Genomic DNA, 19,958 nt, shown 5'->3' with positions numbered 1-19,958 from the left:
CTAGCCTTACTCAGAGGTGAAGCACTGCTGATTAGGGTTACGCAATTCAATAATGGTGTTGCGGATGTCGATGCGTTTGAACGCTTCGTCATTAACTTGAGCATTGTTGAAGTCAGTGCGAAACAAGTCGGCTCGCAGTAAATCGACGTTGTGCATTTGTGTGTTGCTCATGTCGGCGTTGCGTAAATCCGCGTCTTGGAAAATCGCGTTATTCAGAGTCGCGTGGCTGAAATTGGCGTAGGTGATATCCGCTTCACTCATGTTACTGCCCGACATATCCGTACCACTAAAATTGGTGCGAATTAGGTTGGCACAACGCAGGTCGATGTTTTGAAGCGCTAGATTACTTAGGTCGGCATTACGCAATTGTGCTCGTTCGCCACCTTGGTTTTCTAGCCATAATTTGTGTTGTTCAAGAATAGAATCAAGCTCTTGTTGAGTGTATTTATTCATACTTCACGACATCCCTTCAGTTGTTCGGTATCGCTTATTTATTTGGTATTACTTAATTTTGCTGTGCCACACTTCGCTGTCTGGGCCAATGACACATTCGCCATCTACTCTCATTGATAAACGAATCAGGCAACGTTTCACTACTTCTTTGAAGTCGTCTTCCGGTAAGTGTCTGACGGAATCAACCAAGGCTTTGCAGTGAGGGGCGTTTTGTTCTTTTAATGTGTAGAACACCCATTTACCTTTCTTTTCGTGGTTGAGCAGGCCAGCTTTGTAGAGCATTTTTAGGTTACGCGAGACGTTGTATTGAGTCTCACCAATGATGTCCATGGCTTCAGCCACCGCCATACATTCATCAACATGCAGAAACAGCCAGAATAATCGTAAGCGATTGGGTTCCGACAGGGCTTTTAATGCATCAATGTATTTTTCATCCACGTGGTGTTTACCTTTTCAACGAATAGCGCCACTCAATACGAGCAGCGCGAAGTTTCTATTTTGTCGTTTTTACAAAGTGTAAGCCTCTACACAACGTATTGGAAGATGGCGCCACCAACGACGGCGGTGGTTAGAACGATTCCAACAAACGCGATTACGGCTTTTCTTTTTAGAACTGCTGATACTAGCGCGATTTCAGGCAAACTTGCACCAGTACCACCGATAATTAATGCAAGTGCCGCGCCTAAGCCCATTCCCTTAGCAATTAATACGTTAAGTAGCGGTATTGCCATTTCAATACGTAGGTAAAGTGGAATACCAATCAATGAAGCCACCACTATCGATTGGAAGCTATCGCCACCGACGTACTTCTCAACTAGATCAGCAGGCAGGTAAACCGCAGAGAATCCGCTGATTGCCGCACCCAACAATACGTATGGGATGATTCGTTTGAACAGAGACCAAGCGCCGCCCATAGCATTACGCATTCTTGATGCAGAAGAGGGTGCTCCGCCACAGGTTGAAGCGTTGCTGCTGCATCCTTTTCCTTTGCTGTCTTCCAGTTCGTCGGCTCGTTTGATTTCATTTCTCCAAGGCGACTTGGAGATCAAGTAGCCACCCAGTACCGCTGCGGTAAACGTTACTAAGAAGTACACAACGGTAATCTTCAATCCGAACGCGGCATACACCATCGCCAACACAATGAAGTTACACAGTGGCGCCGAGATGATGAAGCTCATTACCGTACCCAATGATGCGCCCATCGATGCCATTGCCATGGTGACAGGTACAACCGCTGCACTACAAAATGGCGTCAACATGCCAAACAGCGCGCCCAATAGGGTTCCCCATTTGTCGTGTTTAGTTAGCGTTGCTTGGAGTTTTTCTTGAGGGATGTATTCACGCATGATGCCAGTTAGCAGTGACACGATGGCGATGATAAGGACTAAGCCTTTCGCTACATAAAAGAACTCGTTAAACGCAATTAATAATTTAGTATCCAAAATTGGAATCTCTAGCAAGTGAAAGAAGCTGGATAATATGATCACATGCACGTCTGTGCAAGTATGCATTTGTGAGCTGGGGGGGATTAGGCACTAAAATCGCGGTTCTGTCGTTGGCTCGCCTCTCGAATAGATAGGGCTGACAGATAGATAATTTATATAAATCATATAATTAGATTTTATGTGCAACGGAAGAAGTGACTGGTTCAGGCGTTGGTGTGTGGGCGTGATTTTTTTTCTCGAAAGTGGATACCTATGGAAAATATCAGCCTTAGGGAGTGACTGTGCCACCCTGAACATTAATGATTTCATCCTCCGCACTTTTTTCTTTATAAGAGAAATAGGGGGGATTTCTGTCGAATCATTAATTTGAATAATGAATCTTGGTGGTGTCACAAAATGGTAAGTTTTGCTCCTTTTCGAGCGCTAAGATGTATTTCAAATCAAGGCGACTTATCAAATTAGAGAGAGACAGAATGACTAAATCAGACAAAGTTTACGGGTTCAACACACCACAACGTCTATTTGTAGGTTACACGTTAGCTGTGCTGGTGGACTTAGTGGTACTTAACTTTTTCGATGAGTACTGGGACTTCGTCAACATTGAGTCTTTCACTATTTCTTTGATAGCAGCGTTATTACTGCAGTTATTGTTGAAGCTCTCTATTGGCTTAGAGCACAAGATTGCTGAGCACTTCAAAAGTAAACCGGGTACCGCGCCTAAGGTTTATCGCGCCATCACGACTTACATCATCTTGGTGGGTTCAAAGTTCGTGATGCTAGAAGCGATTAACCTTCTGTTCGGAGATAAGGTGAGTTTTACAGGCCCTTGGGGCGGTGTAGTGGCGTTCTTCGCCGTGGTATTTACGATTCTGATTGCTGAAGTAATTGTATCGAAGATCTACTTTGCGCTTGATGATAAACAAGAATCAAACTTGAAAGAAAAGACAGCTTAAGCATAAGTAGAGTTAAACATAGGGGAGTTCGGAATGAACCCTCAATTGAAAAGGGTTGGCATGTTTGCCAACCCTTTTTGTCTTTTAGCTATCCCACACTTTAGAGTAAGCGACTAATTCAGCTTATGCAGACCGATTAATTAGTACTTAACTTGGTAGTTCAGAGTGTAAGTACGGCCGCGGCCTTTGTAGTCATACGCTGCTGAGTCGTAATGAGACGAGTAAAGGATTTGAGCACGTTGACCCCAAACAGTGGTGTAGTCTTTGTTCAGTAAGTTTTGAATACCAAAACCTAGACTACCGACAGGAAGCTGATAGGTACTCACTAGATCAAACACGGTGTAGCCATCAAGTTTGTTTTTGTCGTCTTCGTAATCAAACATAGTTTGGCTTTGTACTTTTACAGATAGGTCTGTGTCATACCAACCTGCCCAAGCACTCGCTTTAGAGGTGCTTGCACTTCCTGCAGATACATCTTTCCAACCGTCGTTACCTTTCACTTCAGAGGTGACGTAGTGACCAGAAGCACCCAGTTGAATGTTGTCATGTACCCAGTAAGAAGCCATCGCCTCTAGCCCGTATACTCGTTTTTTGTCATTGATGTTTTCAATCAGCAGTGTCTTTCTGTTGTACTTCACTGATTTGTCAGATTGTGAGTAGTAAGCCGCGGTTTGCAAGCTTAGCTCGCCAGTATCAAGGCGGTAACCTAACTCGAAGCTGTTGGTTTTGATACCAGACATTTTTGAGTCATTAACGTTGATGCTGTCGTTGAGTTTCCAGTGATCGCCAACGAGTTTGTAGCTGCCTTGTCCGTAGTATTTAGCTGGGTCTGCAAGGTCGAAACCCTGCGAGAAGTTTGCCCAAACTTGAGACTCGTTATTAAGGTGGTAGATCGTACCTAGGTTAAATAAGCCAACACCGTAATCAGTTTCACCACCTGGTACTGCGTCTGCTGTTTTCCCTTTGCCTGCAGCAATTTTCTTCTGCTGGCTGTAGCCGACAAAATCATCAATCTTGTTAGAGATGTATTGGTAGCGGAATCCACCTTCCACCGTCCAATCATCGGTGATCGCATAGTCAGATTGTACAAAGCCCGCGATAGAGCTGACTTTAACACCTGCATAGCGACCCACTTGTGCATAGGTCTTGTTAATTAAATTGCCTGAATTGTTCGCAATGGTGCGATCGTAAAGCGCTTGATTGCTATCAAGCTGATCTTGATACGCATCGATACCATAAACAATATTGAACTTATTGAAGCTCTTAGCCAGTGCTGTTTTTAATGAAATAACATCGGTAATTTGCTGACCAGAAGATTGGAAGTAAGGCGTGTAAGTTTGGTCTTCTTTACGGTATGAAGCTTCAGCAATAAACTGATGCCCAAGGAACTGATCATCGACGTAAGAGGCGCTAAGCATAATACGTTCGGTGCCATGTTCACGGTCAGAGTCAAAGCCTTTACGTACGTCAACAAAGTCGCGTCCGGTGATGTATAGGCCGTAAGGAGAGTTCTGCTGGCTATCGTAATATTGTGCTAGGAAGTTGAGCTTCTTGGTCTCAGACAGGTTCACGCCGACAGTTGTCAGGAAATCTACCGTCTTGTTGAACTGCAGTGAGCCTTGTGAAATGTCAGGAGTAACAATATCACCATCCGCATCGAATACACCTTGTGTCTCGGTGTAAACCACAGAAGAGCGGGCTTGAACTTTGTCGTTACCGCCAGAGATAGATTGACCGACTTTGTAATCGAAATCTTCACCTGAATTAAAGCCCGATGAGCCACCGACATAAGATTCGAATTCTAACTCTTCACCTTGTGCTTTTTTGGTGATGATGTTGATGACACCACCAGAAGCACCGGCACCGTAGATAGACGTTGCACCCGATAACACTTCGATGCGATCAATGTTAAATGGGTCAATTGAATCTAAGTGGCGGCTGATTTGGCGAGAGGATTGCAGTGATACGCCATCAATCATCACGAGCATCTTACGGCCACGTAGATTCTGACCATAGTTAGTACGAGCGCCGCTGCTTACATCTAAAGAGGGAATGCTCGCCGATAGAATCTCACCTAGTGATTTACCACCACGGTATTCCTGTTCGATTTTATCTGCGTCGATGTACCAAACTGTTCCCGGAATATCGCTGATCGCTTTTGGTGTTCGGCTAGCGACAACCACCATGTTTTCTTCGGTTGTGTATTCTTGTGCTTGGGCTGTAAACACTGTGCTTGCTGCGACAATCGCTAGCGTAACGGTGGAAAGCTTGAAACTTCCTTTTTCGGTTTTCATTTTGTTCTCAATCTTGATCAATAAAAGGCTGCACAAAGACTCATATTTGTGCGATGACTTTGTTGTTTTTATAAGTAAACAGCGTTCATCTTTACTAGTTGGTAATAAATCTAGTTAGTAATAAATGAAGCCTCCTAAATTAGAAAAGAGGTTAACAGTGGTCACTTACCTATGGCCCCAAACATACTCATCTCGATATCTTTCAAGTTTGTATACGTTCGCATTCACGCCACCTAAGCGGTTGCTACTTCCATAGTTAAAGTACGAAGTATTATCGTTAAGTTTATCAATTCTAAATAAGAATCATTATTATTGTGTTTTTGTTGCGAAAATACAATATGAAAATACAATTTTCTTTTATAGATTTGGAAACACTTGTTTGCCGGGGGGGGGAGTCACTCGGGCGGAACAGAGCCAGTGCCTTGTTCCGCAAGTGTTTAAGCGGGTGTGATACGTATAATTCAGAAGGTGTGAAAGTGCAGGTATTAGGGCCTGTTGATCTTTTGAACAAAAATTAACAACGAAAGGTAAACAGGCCCTCGTGTGTTCGTGAAGTCAGAATGGTATTTTCGAAGGTAGAAGGACACGATAAGGGCAGCCATGATTTGACTGCTCACGTAGTTAACTGTTTTTTGCCATGATGCTGCTGATTAAACTTTCTCGCTGCTCCATAGAGACCGTCATTACGTCGTTGTAGGTGCGTTTCATGACTCGAATGTCATTTTCCAGTAGCTGAGCTAATTTTGTCGAGGCCGTTTGGTTGTCACCTTCTAGCACCAATTCGATGATCTCTAGGCGACGCTGGCACGATTTAGTGACCGAAGATTGAATGTGCATCGAGACGAGATCGGTCGCTTTACGTAGGCGATTATGTTGTTGCATGGTGCTCAATAAGAAGCGATTTCCTGAACATGCGGCAAGTTGCTCGTGAAAATCAGCACTGAGGCTAAAGAGTTGACTGGCGTTGACTGATTCTGGGGCGTTAATCGCTTGAGCATGGCGATCTCGGCAGCTTTCAATTGCACTGTTATCAAGTGTCCATGTTGGTTCGAGTAGGCCTGCAGGCTCGAAAATGAGTCGACAGCGATAACTTTCGGTGTGTCTTTCTAAGGTGTTCAACACACCATCAAGCTGCCATTTGTATCCTGGACTGCGACGAAAAATACCATCGCTTTCTAACAGGCGCAGTACGCTTTGCATCTCACCACGGTTGGCATCATAACGTTGTTGCAGGTCTTTCTCGGAAAACGACTGACCTAACTCACTAAAGAATAAATCCATGAGTACGCGCAGGTATAATTGTTCTTGGCGAGGTTGTTGGTCGTTGTCTTGGCCTGAAATTTCGATATCTGCCGCATCGGTTTGTAATACAGACCCTTTATAAGGGACGACTTTAGTGATGCCTTGCGCTGACAAGTGCTTTAATACCGCTCGAATAGGGCTTCTTGATACTTCGAATTGCTGCGCCAAAGATGATTCATTTAGGCTGCTTCCCGCTTTCGCGTTGTCGGCTTTTAGCCTCGCGATGACCTTGAATAACAAATTTTGTTGGAGCTTTGTAATTGTCGTTATGTCCATGACGCTCAGAGTATGTGTTTAATCTTGATTCCATGGTAAACACAAAAAGGCTTAAATACCATAAATTGTGTTTTTGTAACCAAAAGACAATGTTAATCGACCTGTTGCAATGGATAGGTTGGTTGGTAATTTAGCGGTTGATTGGGAATTGATCGGTTAGTGATAGCTTTGTTGGCAAGTGTGTCATACCAATCACAGTAAGTAAGTGATCAAAAATAGCGCAGGAAAAAGGCTTGAGAACAAGGCAGCTCTTTTCGACAAGAAGTTTCGATAAGTAGTTATTCTACAATCAAAAATTCTAACACAGTTATCGAGCGTTTTAACCAGCTAGGGTGACCAGTTATTTACTACGATTGGTATTAATGAGTGGGTAAGAAGAGAGCCCGCTTAAAGCCTCGACTTCAAATAGAGGCTTCAAACGGGGCTTTAAGCGGAGAAAGTGATTTCTCGTGTGTGCTTATTTTCTCATTAGATAGAGGAAGTAGCCGCCACCAATCAGAGAGGCTAATAGACCTGCAGGGAACTGCCAAGGGAACCATAGCGTACGACCAATCCAGTCGGCAGCAATCATGATGATAGCGCCTAATAATGCTGCAGTGAGCATTTGAGGAATCGCGCGATATTGGTGAAGCGAACGCGCCATGTGTGGCGCCAATAATCCAATGAAACTTAATGGCCCAATGACGATGGTGCACAGAGTTGTTAGTGCCGCGACTAGCAAAAGCAAAGCCAATCGAACAGCGGTTGTGTTCATACCTAGGCTGCTTGTGGTGACGTCACCTAAGTTAATCAGCTCTATCCAACGATTCAAAGACAGCGCCACTGCACTTATGATGGCAACCCCAACGGCGAGCAAAATGACATCTTGATTAGCGACTAAATAAGTCGATCCTGAAAGCCAAGTGAGGAGCGCGGTTGCATTCTCATTGCCCGAGCTCATTGTGATGCGCAATAGAGCGTCGAGCCCTGCACTTAGCGCGATGCCCGTTAACAAGGTTTGCGTTGGGGCGAAATTGTGTTTTCTTCCCATCAACCAAACCACGGCAGTCACTGAAGTTGCGCCGAGTGTACCAAGCAGCATTTGCTCTTCTCGGCCGACTGAAGTGCCAAATAGTGTGCCGAGCACTAACGCCAGAGCAGCCCCTGAGCTGATCCCCAATACTTCGGGGCTCGCCATTGGGTTGTTTGAGATGCGTTGAATAATCGTGCCTGCAAACGCAAGCCCGATCCCTGCCAATAGCGCGACTAATACACGCGGTAGACGCAGATCGAATAGCGATGGGTTGAGTTCAACATTCCAACCAAACTGATTTTTACCTACTGTAAGGGCAAGAACACACATTACCATCAATAGCACTGACATCGCGGTCAGTACTTTACGCGTACTGACGAATTTGTAGTGCTCAATGGTTTCACTGCGGTTTTTGAGATCGGACTGCAGCTTGGTACGTTGCAGTAACCACAATAAGAAAGGAGCACCCAGTAGCGCCGTCATTGCGCCGGTAGGGAGCAGCTCGCCACCGAAGCCAGAGAAGGGCTGAATCACTAAATCCACAATCAATAGAATGAAGCTGCCTACCAACCCACTGACCAGAATCTGTTTCGCGAGTGCTCTTACACCGATAAGCCTAGCGATAGCAGGCGCCACAATGCCAACGAATCCGATTAAGCCTACTTCACTGACTACGGCTGCAGTAATAAAAATCGCCAACGATAAGCAGAGCAATTTGATTTGTTTGATGTTTACACCAAGCGAAGTGGCGACATTATCGCCAAATTGCAGCGCTGATAATGGACGCTGCAAAACCAGTAATAACAGTGTCGGGATTGAGACTAAAGGTATTAGAACCTGCACGCTCGACCAATCATTCTGATTCAGTACACCGGCACCCCAAACAAAAATACTGGTAAGCCGTTGTTCATGCAGCATGAGCAACATGGTGTTGAGTGAGCCTAAAAATAGGCTGACAACCATACCGGCTAACACCATGTGTAATGGTGAAAAGCCTCGTGCAGAACTTAAGGTAAAAACTAAGCCTGTTGCAAGGCAGCCCCCGATGAAAGCGGGAATAAACCCTGGGATAGCTAGGTTAGCAGGAATTAAAAGGATCCCTAATACCATGCCGAGTTCTGCGCCTGCCGCAACACCCAATGTGGTAGGTGAGGCAATGGGATTACGCAGTACAAATTGCATCACACACCCAGCGACTGCCAGTGCAAAACCACAAATGAGAGCGACGGTAAGCCTAGGCAAATAGGTGAGGTGAGTAATCAGATGCTGATAATTTGAAGAATCAAAGTGAAACAGCGTATCCCAAATTAGGCCAACCCCTTGCGAGTAAGGAGCGGTAATTTGCAGTAGCGAGCTGATCAACAAAACAGCAGCGACAGGCAGTGCCGCTGCCTTGATATTGAATCGGCCTGTGACGGTTTTTTCGATCTTTACGATAGCCATTATTTTTGGATAAGCAGTTCGGTAATGTGGTCACTAAACCTTTGAGCGGCGATTAGCCCACCGAAGGTCCAGATGGTAGGAAGTTCGTAAACGGAGTCTGTACGCGTAAACGCCATCGCTTGCCAAAGAGGGGATTGAGTCAGTTTCTTATGCTCTTCTTCCGTTAGCGGGCCAAAGATCATCACATTCGTCTGTTGGTGTTCAGCGAGCCTTTCAGTACCAGTAGTGGTAAAACCCCAGAGGTTTGTCTGCTCTTGCCAGTCGTTTTTAAGGCCCATGCTGCTTATGGTGGCTTGCGCTAATGAACCTTGGCTATGAATGCGTAAGGTTTTGTCGTTGATAAAGCGTGCAAAAATCAGTGGTTTGTCTGAATTGCCTGCGGCACGTATTTTTTCACCGTTATCGCTTAATCTCTTGTTTGTCTCATCAATCACTTGTTGGGCGCGTTGTGCTTTATTAAATAGCTTGCCTAAAGAGAGGGTAACCGAAGTTGCGGATTCAAGTGGTTGTTTCTTTTTGCTGTAGACACTGTAAACCAAGACAGGTGCGATTTTATTGAGTTGGTGGTAGGCCGCCGCCATATGCTCACTGATTAAAATGACGTCAGGTTTGAGTTCTGTTAGTAGCTCTAGGTTTGGTTCTCTTCGAGATCCCACGTCTGTCACGTCTGCATTTAACGCCGGTTTTACCACCCATTGCTGATAACCTTGTGCGTCTGCCACACCTTGCAACTCAACGCCTAGGCTTAATACGGTTTCGGTGAGTGCCCAATCTAAAGCCACCACTTTTTTAGGCGTAGCATCGAAAGAGGCACTGCCCATTTCATGTTTGATTTCTAGTGCGTGAGCGCTCTCTAGAGCAAGGGCATTGAAAGCTAATACTGTGCACAGCATGGTGATGAACTTTTTCACAACAGGTTCCTTTTGATTTAAGGGATGTAGCTGATAGGTTGCCCTGTCTCAGGGTGCTTAAAGAGCGCAAGCTCCATTCCGTAGATTTGCATCAGTGTTTCTGGCGTCATCAAATCTTTAGGTGAACCGGAAGCAATCACTTTTCCAGAATGAAGCGCAATCAAATGATCACTGAATTTGGCGGCCATGTTGACATCATGAAGCACCATGATCACGGTTAAGCCGAGTGACTGATTAAGCTCTCTGATTAAAGCGAGCAATTCATGCTGGTGCGCGACATCGAGTGCTGAGGTTGGTTCATCAAGCAAAATACATTGGCTTTGCTGAGCAAGCAGCATTGCGACCCAAGCTCTTTGTCTTTCTCCGCCGGAAAGTGTTGCGACAAATCGGTCAGAAAAGGCGTTAAGGCCAACTTTCTCAATCGCTTCGTCTACGATGGCATAATCATCTTTGCTGTAACGTCCAAATGCGCCTTTCCATGGATAACGGCCAAAGCAAACCAGTTCACGAACGGTCACGCCATCAGTAATCGGTGGGTGCTGCGGCAGGTAGGCGACTTGGTGTGCAAATTCAAGGTTACTGTATGAGGCGAGTGGTTGCTCATTGAAGAAAACGTCACCTTCTGTTGGCGTATTTTGTCGACTTAACAGTTTAATGAGTGTCGATTTGCCACATCCATTATGACCAAGCAAGGTGGTGATCTTCTTTGGTTCAAAGGTCAAAGTCGTTGGCGAAAGGATTTTCTTACCGTCGATTTCGAACGAGGCATTGGTAAGTGTGTACATAATGCAATATGAAGTTGAGTTATGGGCTGCTAGCCGCTAATGTAACACAGTGAAATCAAAATGATAATTATTCGCTAAATCAATCTATTTATCATTGTAATATGCTCGTGCCCACTACGAACCTACCAACCTTATCTAGCGCCTTCGATATTATGTCTGTGATACAAAATAAAAAATTTCAACTATTGGCTATTGGTCTTGCTTCGGCTCTTATGGGAATTGGGCAAAACGGCTTACTCGTTTCACTGCCTTTTCTTGTGGAACAGTCTTCATTCAGCTTGCCTACGTGGTCGATTCTTATCGCAATAGGAAGCATATTATTTCTGCCGTCTGCGCCTTTTTGGGGAAGGCAGAGCGACAAATATGGACCTAAAAAAGTAGTCATTCAGGCATTGCTAGGCATGGCAATCAGCTTTGCCTTGTTGTGTTTTTTCGCCATGTTTAGCAAACAGGGGCAGGCATTCGTGTTTTGTTTGATTGGGTTGGTGGTCGCGCGAATTATTTATGGTTGTACGGTGTCTGGAATGGTGCCTGCGAGTCAGCATTGGGCGATATTATTGTGTGGTGAGAAGAAGCGTTTACAGGCTATTACATCAGTGAGTCTTGGCCTAAGTGTTGGTCGATTAATTGGGCCTTTGGTCTCCATTTTAGCGTTAAAGTTATCGCCTTTTGCTCCCCTGATCGTGATGATCTTTTTGCCGTGTGTTGCTTTACTTGTCACGATGTTGTTACCAACGCCTAAAGAAGAAACTCGGAAGGCTGATGGAATAGGGCAAGCACCTTGGTTACCGAATAAAACATTACTGCCTTTTTTATCTTGCGGGTTGTTGTTGTGTGCCGCAGTCGCGTTGTTGCAATACAGTTTTTCTCCACTGATTTATTCGATCACCCGTTGGCCTACCGAGCAAATAAGTGACACGATCGGGATTCTTTTGACTATCAGTGCTGCCTGTACCTTTGCTACTCAACTCTTGGTTATCAAAAAAGAAAAGCTGACACCGTTTGTTATGTACCGTTGGGGGGCATTTGGTTTGCTTGTCGGTTTTGGAATGTTCTTGATTCCCAGTATGTGGGCGTTAGCTGTGGCGATGGTACTGACAGCGATTGGTGCAGCGCTAATTGTTCCTGCTTACACGTTATTCGCTACCGAAAAGCAAAGTGAGGCTCCGGGCGCAGCCGCAGGGTATATAGCCATGTCTCATACTCTAGGCTACGGGGTTGCTTCAATGCTCGCGTTTACTTCGACCTTGAACCCTCAGTATCCCATCTACTTATGTGGGCTGTTTTCTGTGCTGATTTTTGCGACGACTTATGTTGTAAAAATAAAGGGAAATACCAAGCTCGCTGAGCAAGCTTAATCTTATATTTCCCTGATATTTTTTAGTGAATCAGTTAACAGCCGCAAGTAAACGGCTTCGTATCGAACTTTGATTCACTAATTTATGTCTTTGAAAGCAGCGCCTTCGAGAACAGTGTCTTCGAAAACAGTTTTCCCGTTCAACACTGTCATTAACACCTGTGTTTCTGCGATTCCTCTTGCTGACAACGTGGTGATGTCTTTGTTGAGAATCGCGAAGTCCGCTGATTTCCCTACCTCAATAGAACCCGTGATGTCGTCGATACCAAGGCTCTTAGCTGCATTGATGGTGTAAGCGTCTATCGCGGTATAGATATCAGTTAAGCCTGTTTTGCCCATGATTAAGCTGTTCGCGATGCCGACCAAAGGGTTGATGTCGTGTACATTCCAGTCACTGCTCAAGGTGACATTGGCATCAGTCTTAAGTATCGCGTCTAGATTCATCATGGCTTTGGCACGGCGAGCACCAAGGAAGGCTTCAGCCCATTGGTGTTGATGCTTGGCTACGTAATCGGAACCGACTTGGAAGTCTGCCGAGACATTGAGCTGCTTGAAGCGGGGAACGTCTTCATCATTGATTAACTCTATGTGAGTTAGGGTATAAGGCTTTTGCGAACCTTGTTTACGCACGCTTTCTATCGCATCAAGAGATTCACGAACCGCACCATCACCAATCGCATGAATGTGGGCGCTAAAGCCGATTTTATCGAGCGCGCTGAGCCACTCTTTCATCTGTTCTGGTGGAATGTAGTTTAGGCCATTGGGAGACTGTGGCAGATAGGTATTTAAATAGGGCGCGAGTGTTTTTGCTGTACCGTTAATGAAGATGCCATCGCTGTACATTTTTACCTGATCGACGAGCAACAGACGGCTTTTATCATCGGAATACATCTTCTCGAAGACTTCTAATTGAGAGGGTATCGCCATTGATGGATAAACCCAAGGGCGTAATGACACGCGAGCCGTCAAATCTTGGTTTTGCTCCGCTTCTAGCCAAACGTCATACCAGCCTCGTTTCCAATACATCCGGCCGTCACCGATGGTGGTAATGCCGTGCGCAGCGGCTTCTTCAAGACCGAACATTAACCCTTGGTAGCTTTGTTCAAAGAGCTCGCTTTGGCTGTTCCACGCCATTTCCATAATTTGGTCGCCAGCGTTATCTAATAAGATGCCATTGAGCTTGCCGCTGTCTTGGTCTTTTAAATAAGCGCCACCTTGTGGATCAGGAGATTGTTGGCTGATTCTTGCGATTTTCAGTGCTTTCGAATTGACCCACATTGAGTGAGAGGTTTGCTCCATGATCACTACTGGGCGGTCTGGGAAAACACGATCGATGAGCTCAAGTGGCGTGTATTCCGAATCGCTATCGAGCGTGGCTTCTAAAGAAAAACCATAGCCCATCAGCCAACCTCTTTCGTCAGTGTCGGCATTGATTTTACACGCTTCTAAGTAGGGGATTTGTTCTTCTAATGTGGCTTCAGAATCCAGTTCGCAATTGCCACCCAGCTCTGAGGCGGCTTCAAAAACATGATTGTGATTATCAATGAACCCCGGTAAAACAAAGGCATTCTCTAAGTCGATGACATCGGTACTCTGGCCTTGAAAAGATTGCGCCTGAGCGTGGTCACCGATGAAGATGATCTTGCCTTTATGGGTAACGATCGAGTCCGACTCTCGATGCCCGTAGATGTCGGCATTAGTAAAGATCTGGTCTGCGGTTTGGCTATTCGTTTCTACTTGATTTTGAACAGTCGGTTGGCTTTGAGCAGCTGTGCTGTCTTGTGCAAGTACCGGCGAAACAGCGCCTAAGCTGGCGAGTAATACAATCCATGCAGTGCGTGGCAAAGTGAGCTTATTGTTCATTGTTATTTATTCCATGTTCCACTGTTTAGTAAGTATAGAAAGCGAGTGGCCAGTGTGAAACTCTACATGAATGACAAATAAAAACTGCGATTAATCAACAAGCTGTCGTTTGAGCAAGCCTTTCATTAAGACTCGTGTCTTATGCTGTTACGCAGATCTTTTTTGTATTCTTCATGAGAGTTATAGCCATAAAGCTTCCAAGTGTTCTCACCTTTAATGTTGTGGTTGTAGGTGATCTCGCCTATCCACTGCTGACGAGTGGCAAGAATCATATCGCGGATTTTTAATAATAAAGTGTCCATAGTTGCTCTCCTGGTTAAGTTCCCTTGAAGTATATTTAGCGGTGACAACCGGATGAGTATTCTTAGCGCAATGTTCAATACTTTTCAGTCAATGCACTCATATGAATGGTTTGATGCGTATACTTTCAATATTAAAAAGTCACTGAGCATCGCAATGAAAGGTTACTTGGAAAAAGTGCCACAACGAATTGGCACATCATGGCGCTATAAGAAAATTGTCGAGAACAGTAAAAGCTATGGTTGGCACCGACATGAAGAGTACGAGATAGCGATACATCGTCACTTTGCTGGCCATAGTTTTATTGGGCACCATCAAAGCGATGTGTTCCACAACCACATGATTTTGGTGGGGCCAGATTTACCTCATGCTATTTATTCTGAAGAGAACGCGGATGAATCGCGAATCTGTGAAACGCACGTGGTTTGGTTTCGCAAAGATTGGATAGAGCAATTGATAGCGTGTTGCCGCGAGCTCGAACCGATGCGTGTTTTGTTGGAGGACTCAAAGAAAGGTCTGCAGTTTTCGCCCGCTACGGCAGAGAAAGCGACGGAATTGTTGAACAAGGTGATCGACCAGTCGCCACACCAACAACTGCTTACCTTGTTTTCTTTGTTTGCGTTATTGCTTGATGACCAAGAAGTGGTTCAGTTGATCAACCCTGTCTTTAATACAGGAGATGAAGATGAGGTCAGCGATAAGCTGGATAAGATTGAAGCCTTCTTGGTAAATAACTTTATCCGAGATATCTCAGTTAACGACTTAGCCAGTCACCTATTTCTCAGTGAGAGTAGTGTCAGGCGGCTCTTTCAAAAGCACTACAATGAGAGTTTTAGCCAGCGATTGAAGAAAATTAGGCTCAATGTGGCTTGTGATTTGTTGATTAACACCTCACTGCCAGTGAATTTGATTTTGGAGAAAGTGGGTTACGACAACCAAGCTAATTTCAATCGCCAGTTTAAATCCTATAAGCAGGTGACACCGACTCAATACCGTGCGGCTATGAAGCATTACTGATTCATTCACCAACGAAACAATTCCCATAAGCTTCTGAATAATTTACTGTTATATGAACCATATAAACGGATTTAACGTATTACTAAGGATGTAAGTTAAGGCTCTCACATGACTTACTCGAATTACTATTAAAACAAGTCGAGGTTAGGATGAAGAAAATATTATTGCTGCTGAGTGTCATCTTATTGGGTGGGTGTGTCGGCATGCCTGAAACAGTAAAGCCCGTTCAACAGTTTGAATTGGATAGATACTTGGGCAAATGGTACGAAGTGGCTCGTTTGGACCACTCGTTTGAGCGAGGCCTCAATAGTATCAGTGCTGAATATAGCCTGCGTGACGATGGTGGCGTGAAGGTGATTAACCGTGGCTATTCAGATGAAGATGGCGAATGGAACGAGGCGGAAGGTAAGGCGTACTTTGTCGAAGGCAGCGATCAGGGTTATCTAAAAGTGTCGTTCTTTGGCCCCTTCTACGGCGCTTATGTGGTGTTTGAGTTGGACAAAGAGAATTACCAATACGCGTTTGTTTCGGGCCCTGATACTGACTACTTGTGGCTACTTTCAAGAACACCAGAGGTTGCGCCAGAAGTGATGGAGAAGTTCAAAGCGATGTCTAAAGAGCGTGGCTTCAATACTGATGAATTGATTTACGTTGAGCACAGCAAATAAGCTGAGCGCGCTAGGTTAACGACAGTTGATTGAGAAAAAGGAACAGGTGATGAGTGCATCTGTTCCTTTTTTATTGGTTTGGTTTTGTATGAACTAGCCTTGTCGACGAACCTGCAACACGCTGAGCACCGATAGTGAAAGGAAGAATGCAGGGTCACTCCAACCAAAGCCAGCAAAAATGCCTGTAAACGCGGCATACAAGGTGATGATGGCACCCAACATATTGGTCACAACCAAACCTTGGATGAGCTTTTTGGCACTGACTCCGGGCTCAATGTCTCGCAATAACCAGCTTATCGCGGCAATACCACCAAGGAAGATACTGGTGTGCTGAGAGAGAAAATAAGCGTACTTATCATTAATTTCTACGCCGTACATAGGCCACATCACCGTTGGTAGGAAAAACAACGCCAAGGCAAACCCTGCGTAAATGATGCCGTGTAGGCTTAAAAACGTTTTATTGTTCATTTGTTATCTCTCTATCTCGTGCCTTTCGCTAATTCGTTATTCATTCCAATCGCTTTGTTTTCATTCAGCGAATTAACTAGCCGTTGATTGGACCTTTGTTAATGGTAGTTAAAGGCTGGTTCACGTCGAAAATCACACCGCGCACTTCCTCTACGCCCATCTCTTTTAAGCGAGCGGCATGCATCGCTAGGTAAGTCTCTGCACTGAGTTGGTCTTCAAAAAGATAGACACCACCGCCCAGTTTTTCAGCTTCGTTTTCTGTCCAGATTTTCCAGATCATACCTGGTTCGTTGTTGATGGACTTAGCTAGGTCTACGAGTGCGTTCGACATCTCTTCACCGAAAGGGCCGTTAAATTCAAAATCAACTTGTAGTAGTTTCATGGTGTTTCTCCGTTTAACAAATTTCGTTTAACAAAATCCGCTATAAAAAATAGGTGTTTAAGACAAACAAGCCATTCTCGTTTGTTGTTGAAATCCATATTACCTGTAAAAAACAGACAGAAAAGTTCATAATATCGCCATTAACTGTCAGGATTTTAGACCGATGAGATTAAAGACCACCCTAGACCAATGGCAAACATTGTATGAGATAGACCGTGCTGGCAGCATTCAGGCGGCGGCACTGCAATTGAATAAGAGCCACACCACGTTAATTTATGCGTTGAGAAAACTGGAAGATCAGCTGGGCGTGTCTTTGGTTAAGGTTGAAGGCCGTAGGGCAGTGTTATCGGAAGATGGCAAAGCCCTATTGCGCAGGGCGAGCGGCATGCTGGAACAAGCGCGAGAGCTTGAGCTGATCAGTGAGCAGTTAGCAAAGGGTGTGGAATCTGAAATTGTGGTCGCCGTTGATCATTTGTGCAGCCTTGAGCGCCTTTATAAGCCGATGGCTGCGTTTATGGCAGAGAACAACACCACATCAATACAAGTGATTGAAACATCACTGTCGAAGACCACTGAAATGGTCACTCAAGAACGGGCCGATGTGGCCATCATCAACTTGCCAATTACCAATTACTCGGCTGAAGCTTTTGGGTTCACTAAGATGGAGCCTGTTGTCGCAAGTTCGCATCCATTAGCTAGCATGTCACCGATATCGCTCAACCAGTTGTCGTCGCTACCACAAATAGTGGTGAGAGATTTAGGTGCTCAAGCTAGTCAAGGCAGTAAAAAGCAAGGTGAAAAAAAGGATGTGGGCTGGTTGAAGTCGAGCCAGCGTATTACGGTCGATAATTTCGACCATGCCTTTGGAGCGGTAGAGCAGGGTGTGGGGTATTGCAGGTTACCTAAACATATTGTCGATAGTCGAGGAAGTGACAAGCTCACGGTATTGAATGTGGAAAATGGCAGTGGATACCAAGTCCCGCTTCATCTGACTCTGCCGAAAGGTGCGAAGACAGGCCCAGCCGCAAAGCGTTTCTATGAACTGCTTCTTGAATCAGCTGCTCCTGTTAACTAACCCTCATTCAGTTGGGCTCAAACTAGCGAGGCTGATTGCCGTTTAAGAACAGCGCGACACATTCGCGAGTGTAGTGAAGTCTTTCTTCTTCAGATTCTCCGCTATCGTGTCCGAAGAATCCCCAATACGCCGATTTGCCGTGAAACATCAGCAGCAGTTGTCTTGCTGCAATGACTGGCGAGCTTGATGTCGACAGTGTGAGATCACCAGAGTCTATTTTCGACTGCAAATAATCAGCAAGTAACTTGGTGGTTTTCTGAGGACCAGTTTCTAAATAGATGGAGGCGATCTCTGGATGCGTATTCGCTTGGCTAATGGCATTTTGAAAGGTTTGTCTAGATTGTTCATCAAGTAATAAATCCTGAAACTTCACACCAAATTTCACCAACTCATCACCCACCGCAGCATCCATATCAAAGGCAGCAGGACTGAGTTCTCGCTCCGCACACTTGGTTTGCATGCAGGTTTCGAAAAGTTCGTCTTTGTTTTTAAAGTGAGAGTAGACCGTTTGCTTGGAAACGTTCGCTGCTTTGGCTATCTGATCCATATTGATCTTGAAGCCATGTTCAGAGAAAAGTTGGCTGGCTGCGGTTAAGATCTGCGATCTTTTCTGTTCACTCTTGATGATTTTAGTCACGTGCTTGCTTCTCGTTGCTTGGTGCCTGTTGGTGCTCAGTTCAATGCATTTCGTTCTGCGCTAAGCATTATGCTTTTTGTGATGGTTTTATCAATCATTAACGATGAAACTTGTTTTTAACACAACCAAACTAGACAGTCTAGTTTGATTTAGTTAGTCTAAAAAAAGAACATAATTGAGTACCGCATAGGAACAGTACGTATGTATAAATTGATGAAGGGAAGCGCAGTGACAGTGGCGTTGTCGGCTTTTCTTGTTGGATGTGGCGAAAAGGAACAAGCCCAAGAGTCGGTTGATTCAACCGCTGAAACGGCATCGAGCGTCCAAACCATTTTAACCGTGGAAACGATGGCCTTAGCGCTGTCTCCTTCTTATGCAGTACAACGTGAATATGTCGGTGTGGTTAAGGCGGGTCAACAGGCTAATTTAGGTTTCGAACTGGCGGGCAAAGTAAACGAGATTCTGGTGGATGTCGGTGACACAGTCACAACGGGTCAGCCGTTGATAAGACTGGATACCCAACTTTTGGAAACCGAGTCTAGCCAACTGAAAGCGCAGGCTGAAGAAGTCAAAGCTCAATTGAGTTTGGTGGCAGCGAACCTTAAACGTCAACGTTCATTGAAAGCGAAAGGCTTCAGTGCCGAAGCTGAGATTGATTCGTTAACTAGTGAGCAACGCGTATTGCAGGCGAACTTGCTGCGTATTGATGCCTCGGTAAAAGGCAATCAATTGAAGCTGGTGAAATCGACAGTTCGTGCGCCATATTCAGGGACCATCGCAACACGCTTTGTCTCGCTTGGAGATGTAGTGAATGTAGGGAATCCAACTCTTACACTGCTTGCCTCTGAAGGGAAGGAAGCCTTTATCGGTATTCCTGCCCATCAAATGAAAAAGGTTACTTCACTTTCCGCCCCAAGTATTCGCGTCGGGCGAGATGAATTCGCTGTGAGCCTGTTGAATCCGGGCGCAATGGTCGACACACAGTCTCGCAGTGTCGGTTTGCGTTATCTGTTTCCTGAGCAAGCGTCTGTTTTAGAAGGTCAACTTGCTTACCTTAAGTTTGATGAGCAAATCGATGACCAAGGTTACTGGGTTCCGCTCACGGGTTTGATCGATGGTTTACGTGGTGTGTGGAATATCTTCGTGATTGGTGAAGATAACAAGGTTGAACGTAGAAGCGTGCAGGTGTTGTTTGCCAATAACCAACAAGCCTACGTGAGCGGTGCAATTAGTGAAGGTGAGCAGGTGATATCCAGTGGTTTACATCGTTTGGTTCCCGGCCAAACCGTGAAGCCAGCCAGCGTTACTGCTGAATAG

19 protein-coding genes are annotated in these 19,958 nt (G+C 45.1%); 6 read left to right on the top strand and 13 right to left on the bottom strand.

Annotated elements, in window-relative coordinates; translation table 11 throughout:
- Positions 1 to 6: 6 nt before the first annotated feature.
- The 3 genes from OCV44_RS09795 to OCV44_RS09785 form a co-directional block, all read right to left on the bottom strand.
- The gene (locus tag OCV44_RS09795) at positions 7 to 453 is read right to left on the bottom strand and encodes a pentapeptide repeat-containing protein (RefSeq protein ID WP_139684469.1); all 447 of its coding nucleotides are present in this window, start codon (positions 451 to 453) and stop codon (positions 7 to 9) included.
- Positions 454 to 501: 48 nt separating this feature from the next.
- Positions 502 to 891, bottom strand: a complete 390-nt coding sequence (locus OCV44_RS09790) for an ArsR/SmtB family transcription factor (protein WP_139684470.1) — start codon at positions 889 to 891, stop codon at positions 502 to 504.
- 86 nt (positions 892 to 977) lie between these two features.
- Complete coding sequence (locus tag OCV44_RS09785) at positions 978 to 1,895, bottom strand: permease (RefSeq protein WP_167855777.1); 918 nt, start codon at positions 1,893 to 1,895, stop codon at positions 978 to 980.
- Positions 1,896 to 2,371: 476 nt separating this feature from the next.
- Here OCV44_RS09785 and OCV44_RS09780 point away from each other — a divergent pair, with 476 nt between their 5' ends.
- Positions 2,372 to 2,851 carry a hypothetical protein gene (locus OCV44_RS09780; RefSeq protein WP_135384781.1) on the top strand — a complete coding sequence of 160 codons (480 nt, stop codon included), beginning with the start codon at positions 2,372 to 2,374 and terminating at the stop codon, positions 2,849 to 2,851.
- 140 nt (positions 2,852 to 2,991) lie between these two features.
- On the opposite strand, the gene OCV44_RS09775 is transcribed toward OCV44_RS09780, so the two are convergent.
- The 5 genes from OCV44_RS09775 to OCV44_RS09755 form a co-directional block, all read right to left on the bottom strand.
- Positions 2,992 to 5,145 carry a TonB-dependent receptor gene (locus tag OCV44_RS09775; RefSeq protein WP_139684472.1) on the bottom strand — a complete coding sequence of 718 codons (2,154 nt, stop codon included), beginning with the start codon at positions 5,143 to 5,145 and terminating at the stop codon, positions 2,992 to 2,994.
- Between the two features lie 621 nt (positions 5,146 to 5,766).
- Positions 5,767 to 6,723 (bottom strand): GntR family transcriptional regulator, encoded by a 957-nt coding sequence (locus tag OCV44_RS09770; RefSeq protein ID WP_139684473.1) that lies wholly within the window; start codon positions 6,721 to 6,723, stop codon positions 5,767 to 5,769.
- 457 nt (positions 6,724 to 7,180) lie between these two features.
- On the bottom strand, positions 7,181 to 9,178 hold the full coding sequence (gene fhuB / locus OCV44_RS09765; protein WP_139684474.1) for a Fe(3+)-hydroxamate ABC transporter permease FhuB: 1,998 nt from the start codon (positions 9,176 to 9,178) through the stop codon (positions 7,181 to 7,183).
- Positions 9,178 to 10,089: an iron-siderophore ABC transporter substrate-binding protein gene (locus tag OCV44_RS09760; RefSeq protein ID WP_139684475.1), complete on the bottom strand. Its 912-nt coding sequence runs from the start codon at positions 10,087 to 10,089 to the stop codon at positions 9,178 to 9,180. Before OCV44_RS09760 ends, fhuB begins: the two co-directional genes overlap by 1 nt.
- A gap of 17 nt (positions 10,090 to 10,106) precedes the next feature.
- Complete coding sequence (locus OCV44_RS09755; protein WP_017104133.1) at positions 10,107 to 10,874, bottom strand: ABC transporter ATP-binding protein; 768 nt, start codon at positions 10,872 to 10,874, stop codon at positions 10,107 to 10,109.
- Positions 10,875 to 10,975: 101 nt separating this feature from the next.
- On the opposite strand from OCV44_RS09755, the gene OCV44_RS09750 reads away from it, so the two are divergent.
- A complete protein-coding gene (locus OCV44_RS09750) occupies positions 10,976 to 12,232 on the top strand; it encodes an MFS transporter (RefSeq protein ID WP_139684476.1) in 1,257 nt (418 codons plus the stop codon).
- Positions 12,233 to 12,309: 77 nt separating this feature from the next.
- Here the strand turns inward: OCV44_RS09750 and OCV44_RS09745 are convergent, their stop codons facing one another.
- Together OCV44_RS09745 and OCV44_RS09740 are read right to left on the bottom strand one after the other, a co-directional pair.
- On the bottom strand, positions 12,310 to 14,094 hold the full coding sequence (locus OCV44_RS09745; protein ID WP_139684477.1) for an amidohydrolase: 1,785 nt from the start codon (positions 14,092 to 14,094) through the stop codon (positions 12,310 to 12,312).
- Positions 14,095 to 14,219: 125 nt separating this feature from the next.
- Positions 14,220 to 14,396, bottom strand: coding sequence for a hypothetical protein (locus OCV44_RS09740; protein WP_170213710.1), 177 nt, complete (start codon positions 14,394 to 14,396; stop codon positions 14,220 to 14,222).
- Between the two features lie 52 nt (positions 14,397 to 14,448).
- On the opposite strand from OCV44_RS09740, the gene OCV44_RS09735 reads away from it, so the two are divergent.
- On the top strand, positions 14,449 to 15,411 hold the full coding sequence (locus tag OCV44_RS09735) for a helix-turn-helix transcriptional regulator (RefSeq protein ID WP_139684478.1): 963 nt from the start codon (positions 14,449 to 14,451) through the stop codon (positions 15,409 to 15,411).
- A 149-nt stretch (positions 15,412 to 15,560) separates the two neighbouring features.
- Positions 15,561 to 16,079 (top strand): lipocalin family protein, encoded by a 519-nt coding sequence (locus OCV44_RS09730; protein ID WP_139684479.1) that lies wholly within the window; start codon positions 15,561 to 15,563, stop codon positions 16,077 to 16,079.
- A gap of 93 nt (positions 16,080 to 16,172) precedes the next feature.
- Here the strand turns inward: OCV44_RS09730 and OCV44_RS09725 are convergent, their stop codons facing one another.
- Entirely contained in the window at positions 16,173 to 16,547 is a 375-nt protein-coding gene (locus tag OCV44_RS09725; RefSeq protein ID WP_139684480.1) for a hypothetical protein, read from the bottom strand.
- 76 nt (positions 16,548 to 16,623) lie between these two features.
- Entirely contained in the window at positions 16,624 to 16,929 is a 306-nt protein-coding gene (locus OCV44_RS09720) for a monooxygenase (protein WP_050644585.1), read from the bottom strand.
- Between the two features lie 163 nt (positions 16,930 to 17,092).
- Between OCV44_RS09720 and OCV44_RS09715 the strand changes: the two genes are divergently transcribed.
- A complete protein-coding gene (locus tag OCV44_RS09715) occupies positions 17,093 to 18,004 on the top strand; it encodes a LysR family transcriptional regulator (protein ID WP_139684481.1) in 912 nt (303 codons plus the stop codon).
- A 22-nt stretch (positions 18,005 to 18,026) separates the two neighbouring features.
- On the opposite strand, the gene OCV44_RS09710 is transcribed toward OCV44_RS09715, so the two are convergent.
- Positions 18,027 to 18,641, bottom strand: a complete 615-nt coding sequence (locus OCV44_RS09710; protein ID WP_004736309.1) for a TetR/AcrR family transcriptional regulator — start codon at positions 18,639 to 18,641, stop codon at positions 18,027 to 18,029.
- Positions 18,642 to 18,842: 201 nt separating this feature from the next.
- Between OCV44_RS09710 and OCV44_RS09705 the strand changes: the two genes are divergently transcribed.
- Positions 18,843 to 19,958 (top strand): efflux RND transporter periplasmic adaptor subunit, encoded by a 1,116-nt coding sequence (locus OCV44_RS09705; RefSeq protein ID WP_139684482.1) that lies wholly within the window; start codon positions 18,843 to 18,845, stop codon positions 19,956 to 19,958.

The sequence above is a fragment of the Vibrio tasmaniensis genome (assembly GCF_024347635.1).
Taxonomy (GTDB): Bacteria; Pseudomonadota; Gammaproteobacteria; order Enterobacterales; family Vibrionaceae; genus Vibrio; species Vibrio tasmaniensis.
Note: the sequence above shows the minus strand (reverse complement) of the source record. Positions and strands in the feature narration are given on the sequence as shown.

What these genes read in the sequence shown, in the direction of transcription:
- OCV44_RS09780 (WP_135384781.1), top strand. Translation starts at nt 2,372, where the DNA reads ATGACTAAATCAGACAAAGTTTACGGGTTCAACACACCACAACGTCTA.
- OCV44_RS09775 (WP_139684472.1), bottom strand. Translation starts at nt 5,145, where the DNA reads ATGAAAACCGAAAAAGGAAGTTTCAAGCTTTCCACCGTTACGCTAGCG.
- OCV44_RS09740 (WP_170213710.1), bottom strand. Translation starts at nt 14,396, where the DNA reads ATGGACACTTTATTATTAAAAATCCGCGATATGATTCTTGCCACTCGT.
- OCV44_RS09745 (WP_139684477.1), bottom strand. Translation starts at nt 14,094, where the DNA reads ATGAACAATAAGCTCACTTTGCCACGCACTGCATGGATTGTATTACTC.
- OCV44_RS09770 (WP_139684473.1), bottom strand. Translation starts at nt 6,723, where the DNA reads ATGGACATAACGACAATTACAAAGCTCCAACAAAATTTGTTATTCAAG.
- OCV44_RS09705 (WP_139684482.1), top strand. Translation starts at nt 18,843, where the DNA reads ATGTATAAATTGATGAAGGGAAGCGCAGTGACAGTGGCGTTGTCGGCT.
- OCV44_RS09755 (WP_017104133.1), bottom strand. Translation starts at nt 10,874, where the DNA reads ATGTACACACTTACCAATGCCTCGTTCGAAATCGACGGTAAGAAAATC.
- OCV44_RS09735 (WP_139684478.1), top strand. Translation starts at nt 14,449, where the DNA reads ATGAGTATTCTTAGCGCAATGTTCAATACTTTTCAGTCAATGCACTCA.
- OCV44_RS09730 (WP_139684479.1), top strand. Translation starts at nt 15,561, where the DNA reads ATGAAGAAAATATTATTGCTGCTGAGTGTCATCTTATTGGGTGGGTGT.
- OCV44_RS09725 (WP_139684480.1), bottom strand. Translation starts at nt 16,547, where the DNA reads ATGAACAATAAAACGTTTTTAAGCCTACACGGCATCATTTACGCAGGG.
- OCV44_RS09750 (WP_139684476.1), top strand. Translation starts at nt 10,976, where the DNA reads ATGCTCGTGCCCACTACGAACCTACCAACCTTATCTAGCGCCTTCGAT.
- OCV44_RS09715 (WP_139684481.1), top strand. Translation starts at nt 17,093, where the DNA reads ATGAGATTAAAGACCACCCTAGACCAATGGCAAACATTGTATGAGATA.
- OCV44_RS09795 (WP_139684469.1), bottom strand. Translation starts at nt 453, where the DNA reads ATGAATAAATACACTCAACAAGAGCTTGATTCTATTCTTGAACAACAC.
- fhuB (WP_139684474.1), bottom strand. Translation starts at nt 9,178, where the DNA reads ATGGCTATCGTAAAGATCGAAAAAACCGTCACAGGCCGATTCAATATC.
- OCV44_RS09720 (WP_050644585.1), bottom strand. Translation starts at nt 16,929, where the DNA reads ATGAAACTACTACAAGTTGATTTTGAATTTAACGGCCCTTTCGGTGAA.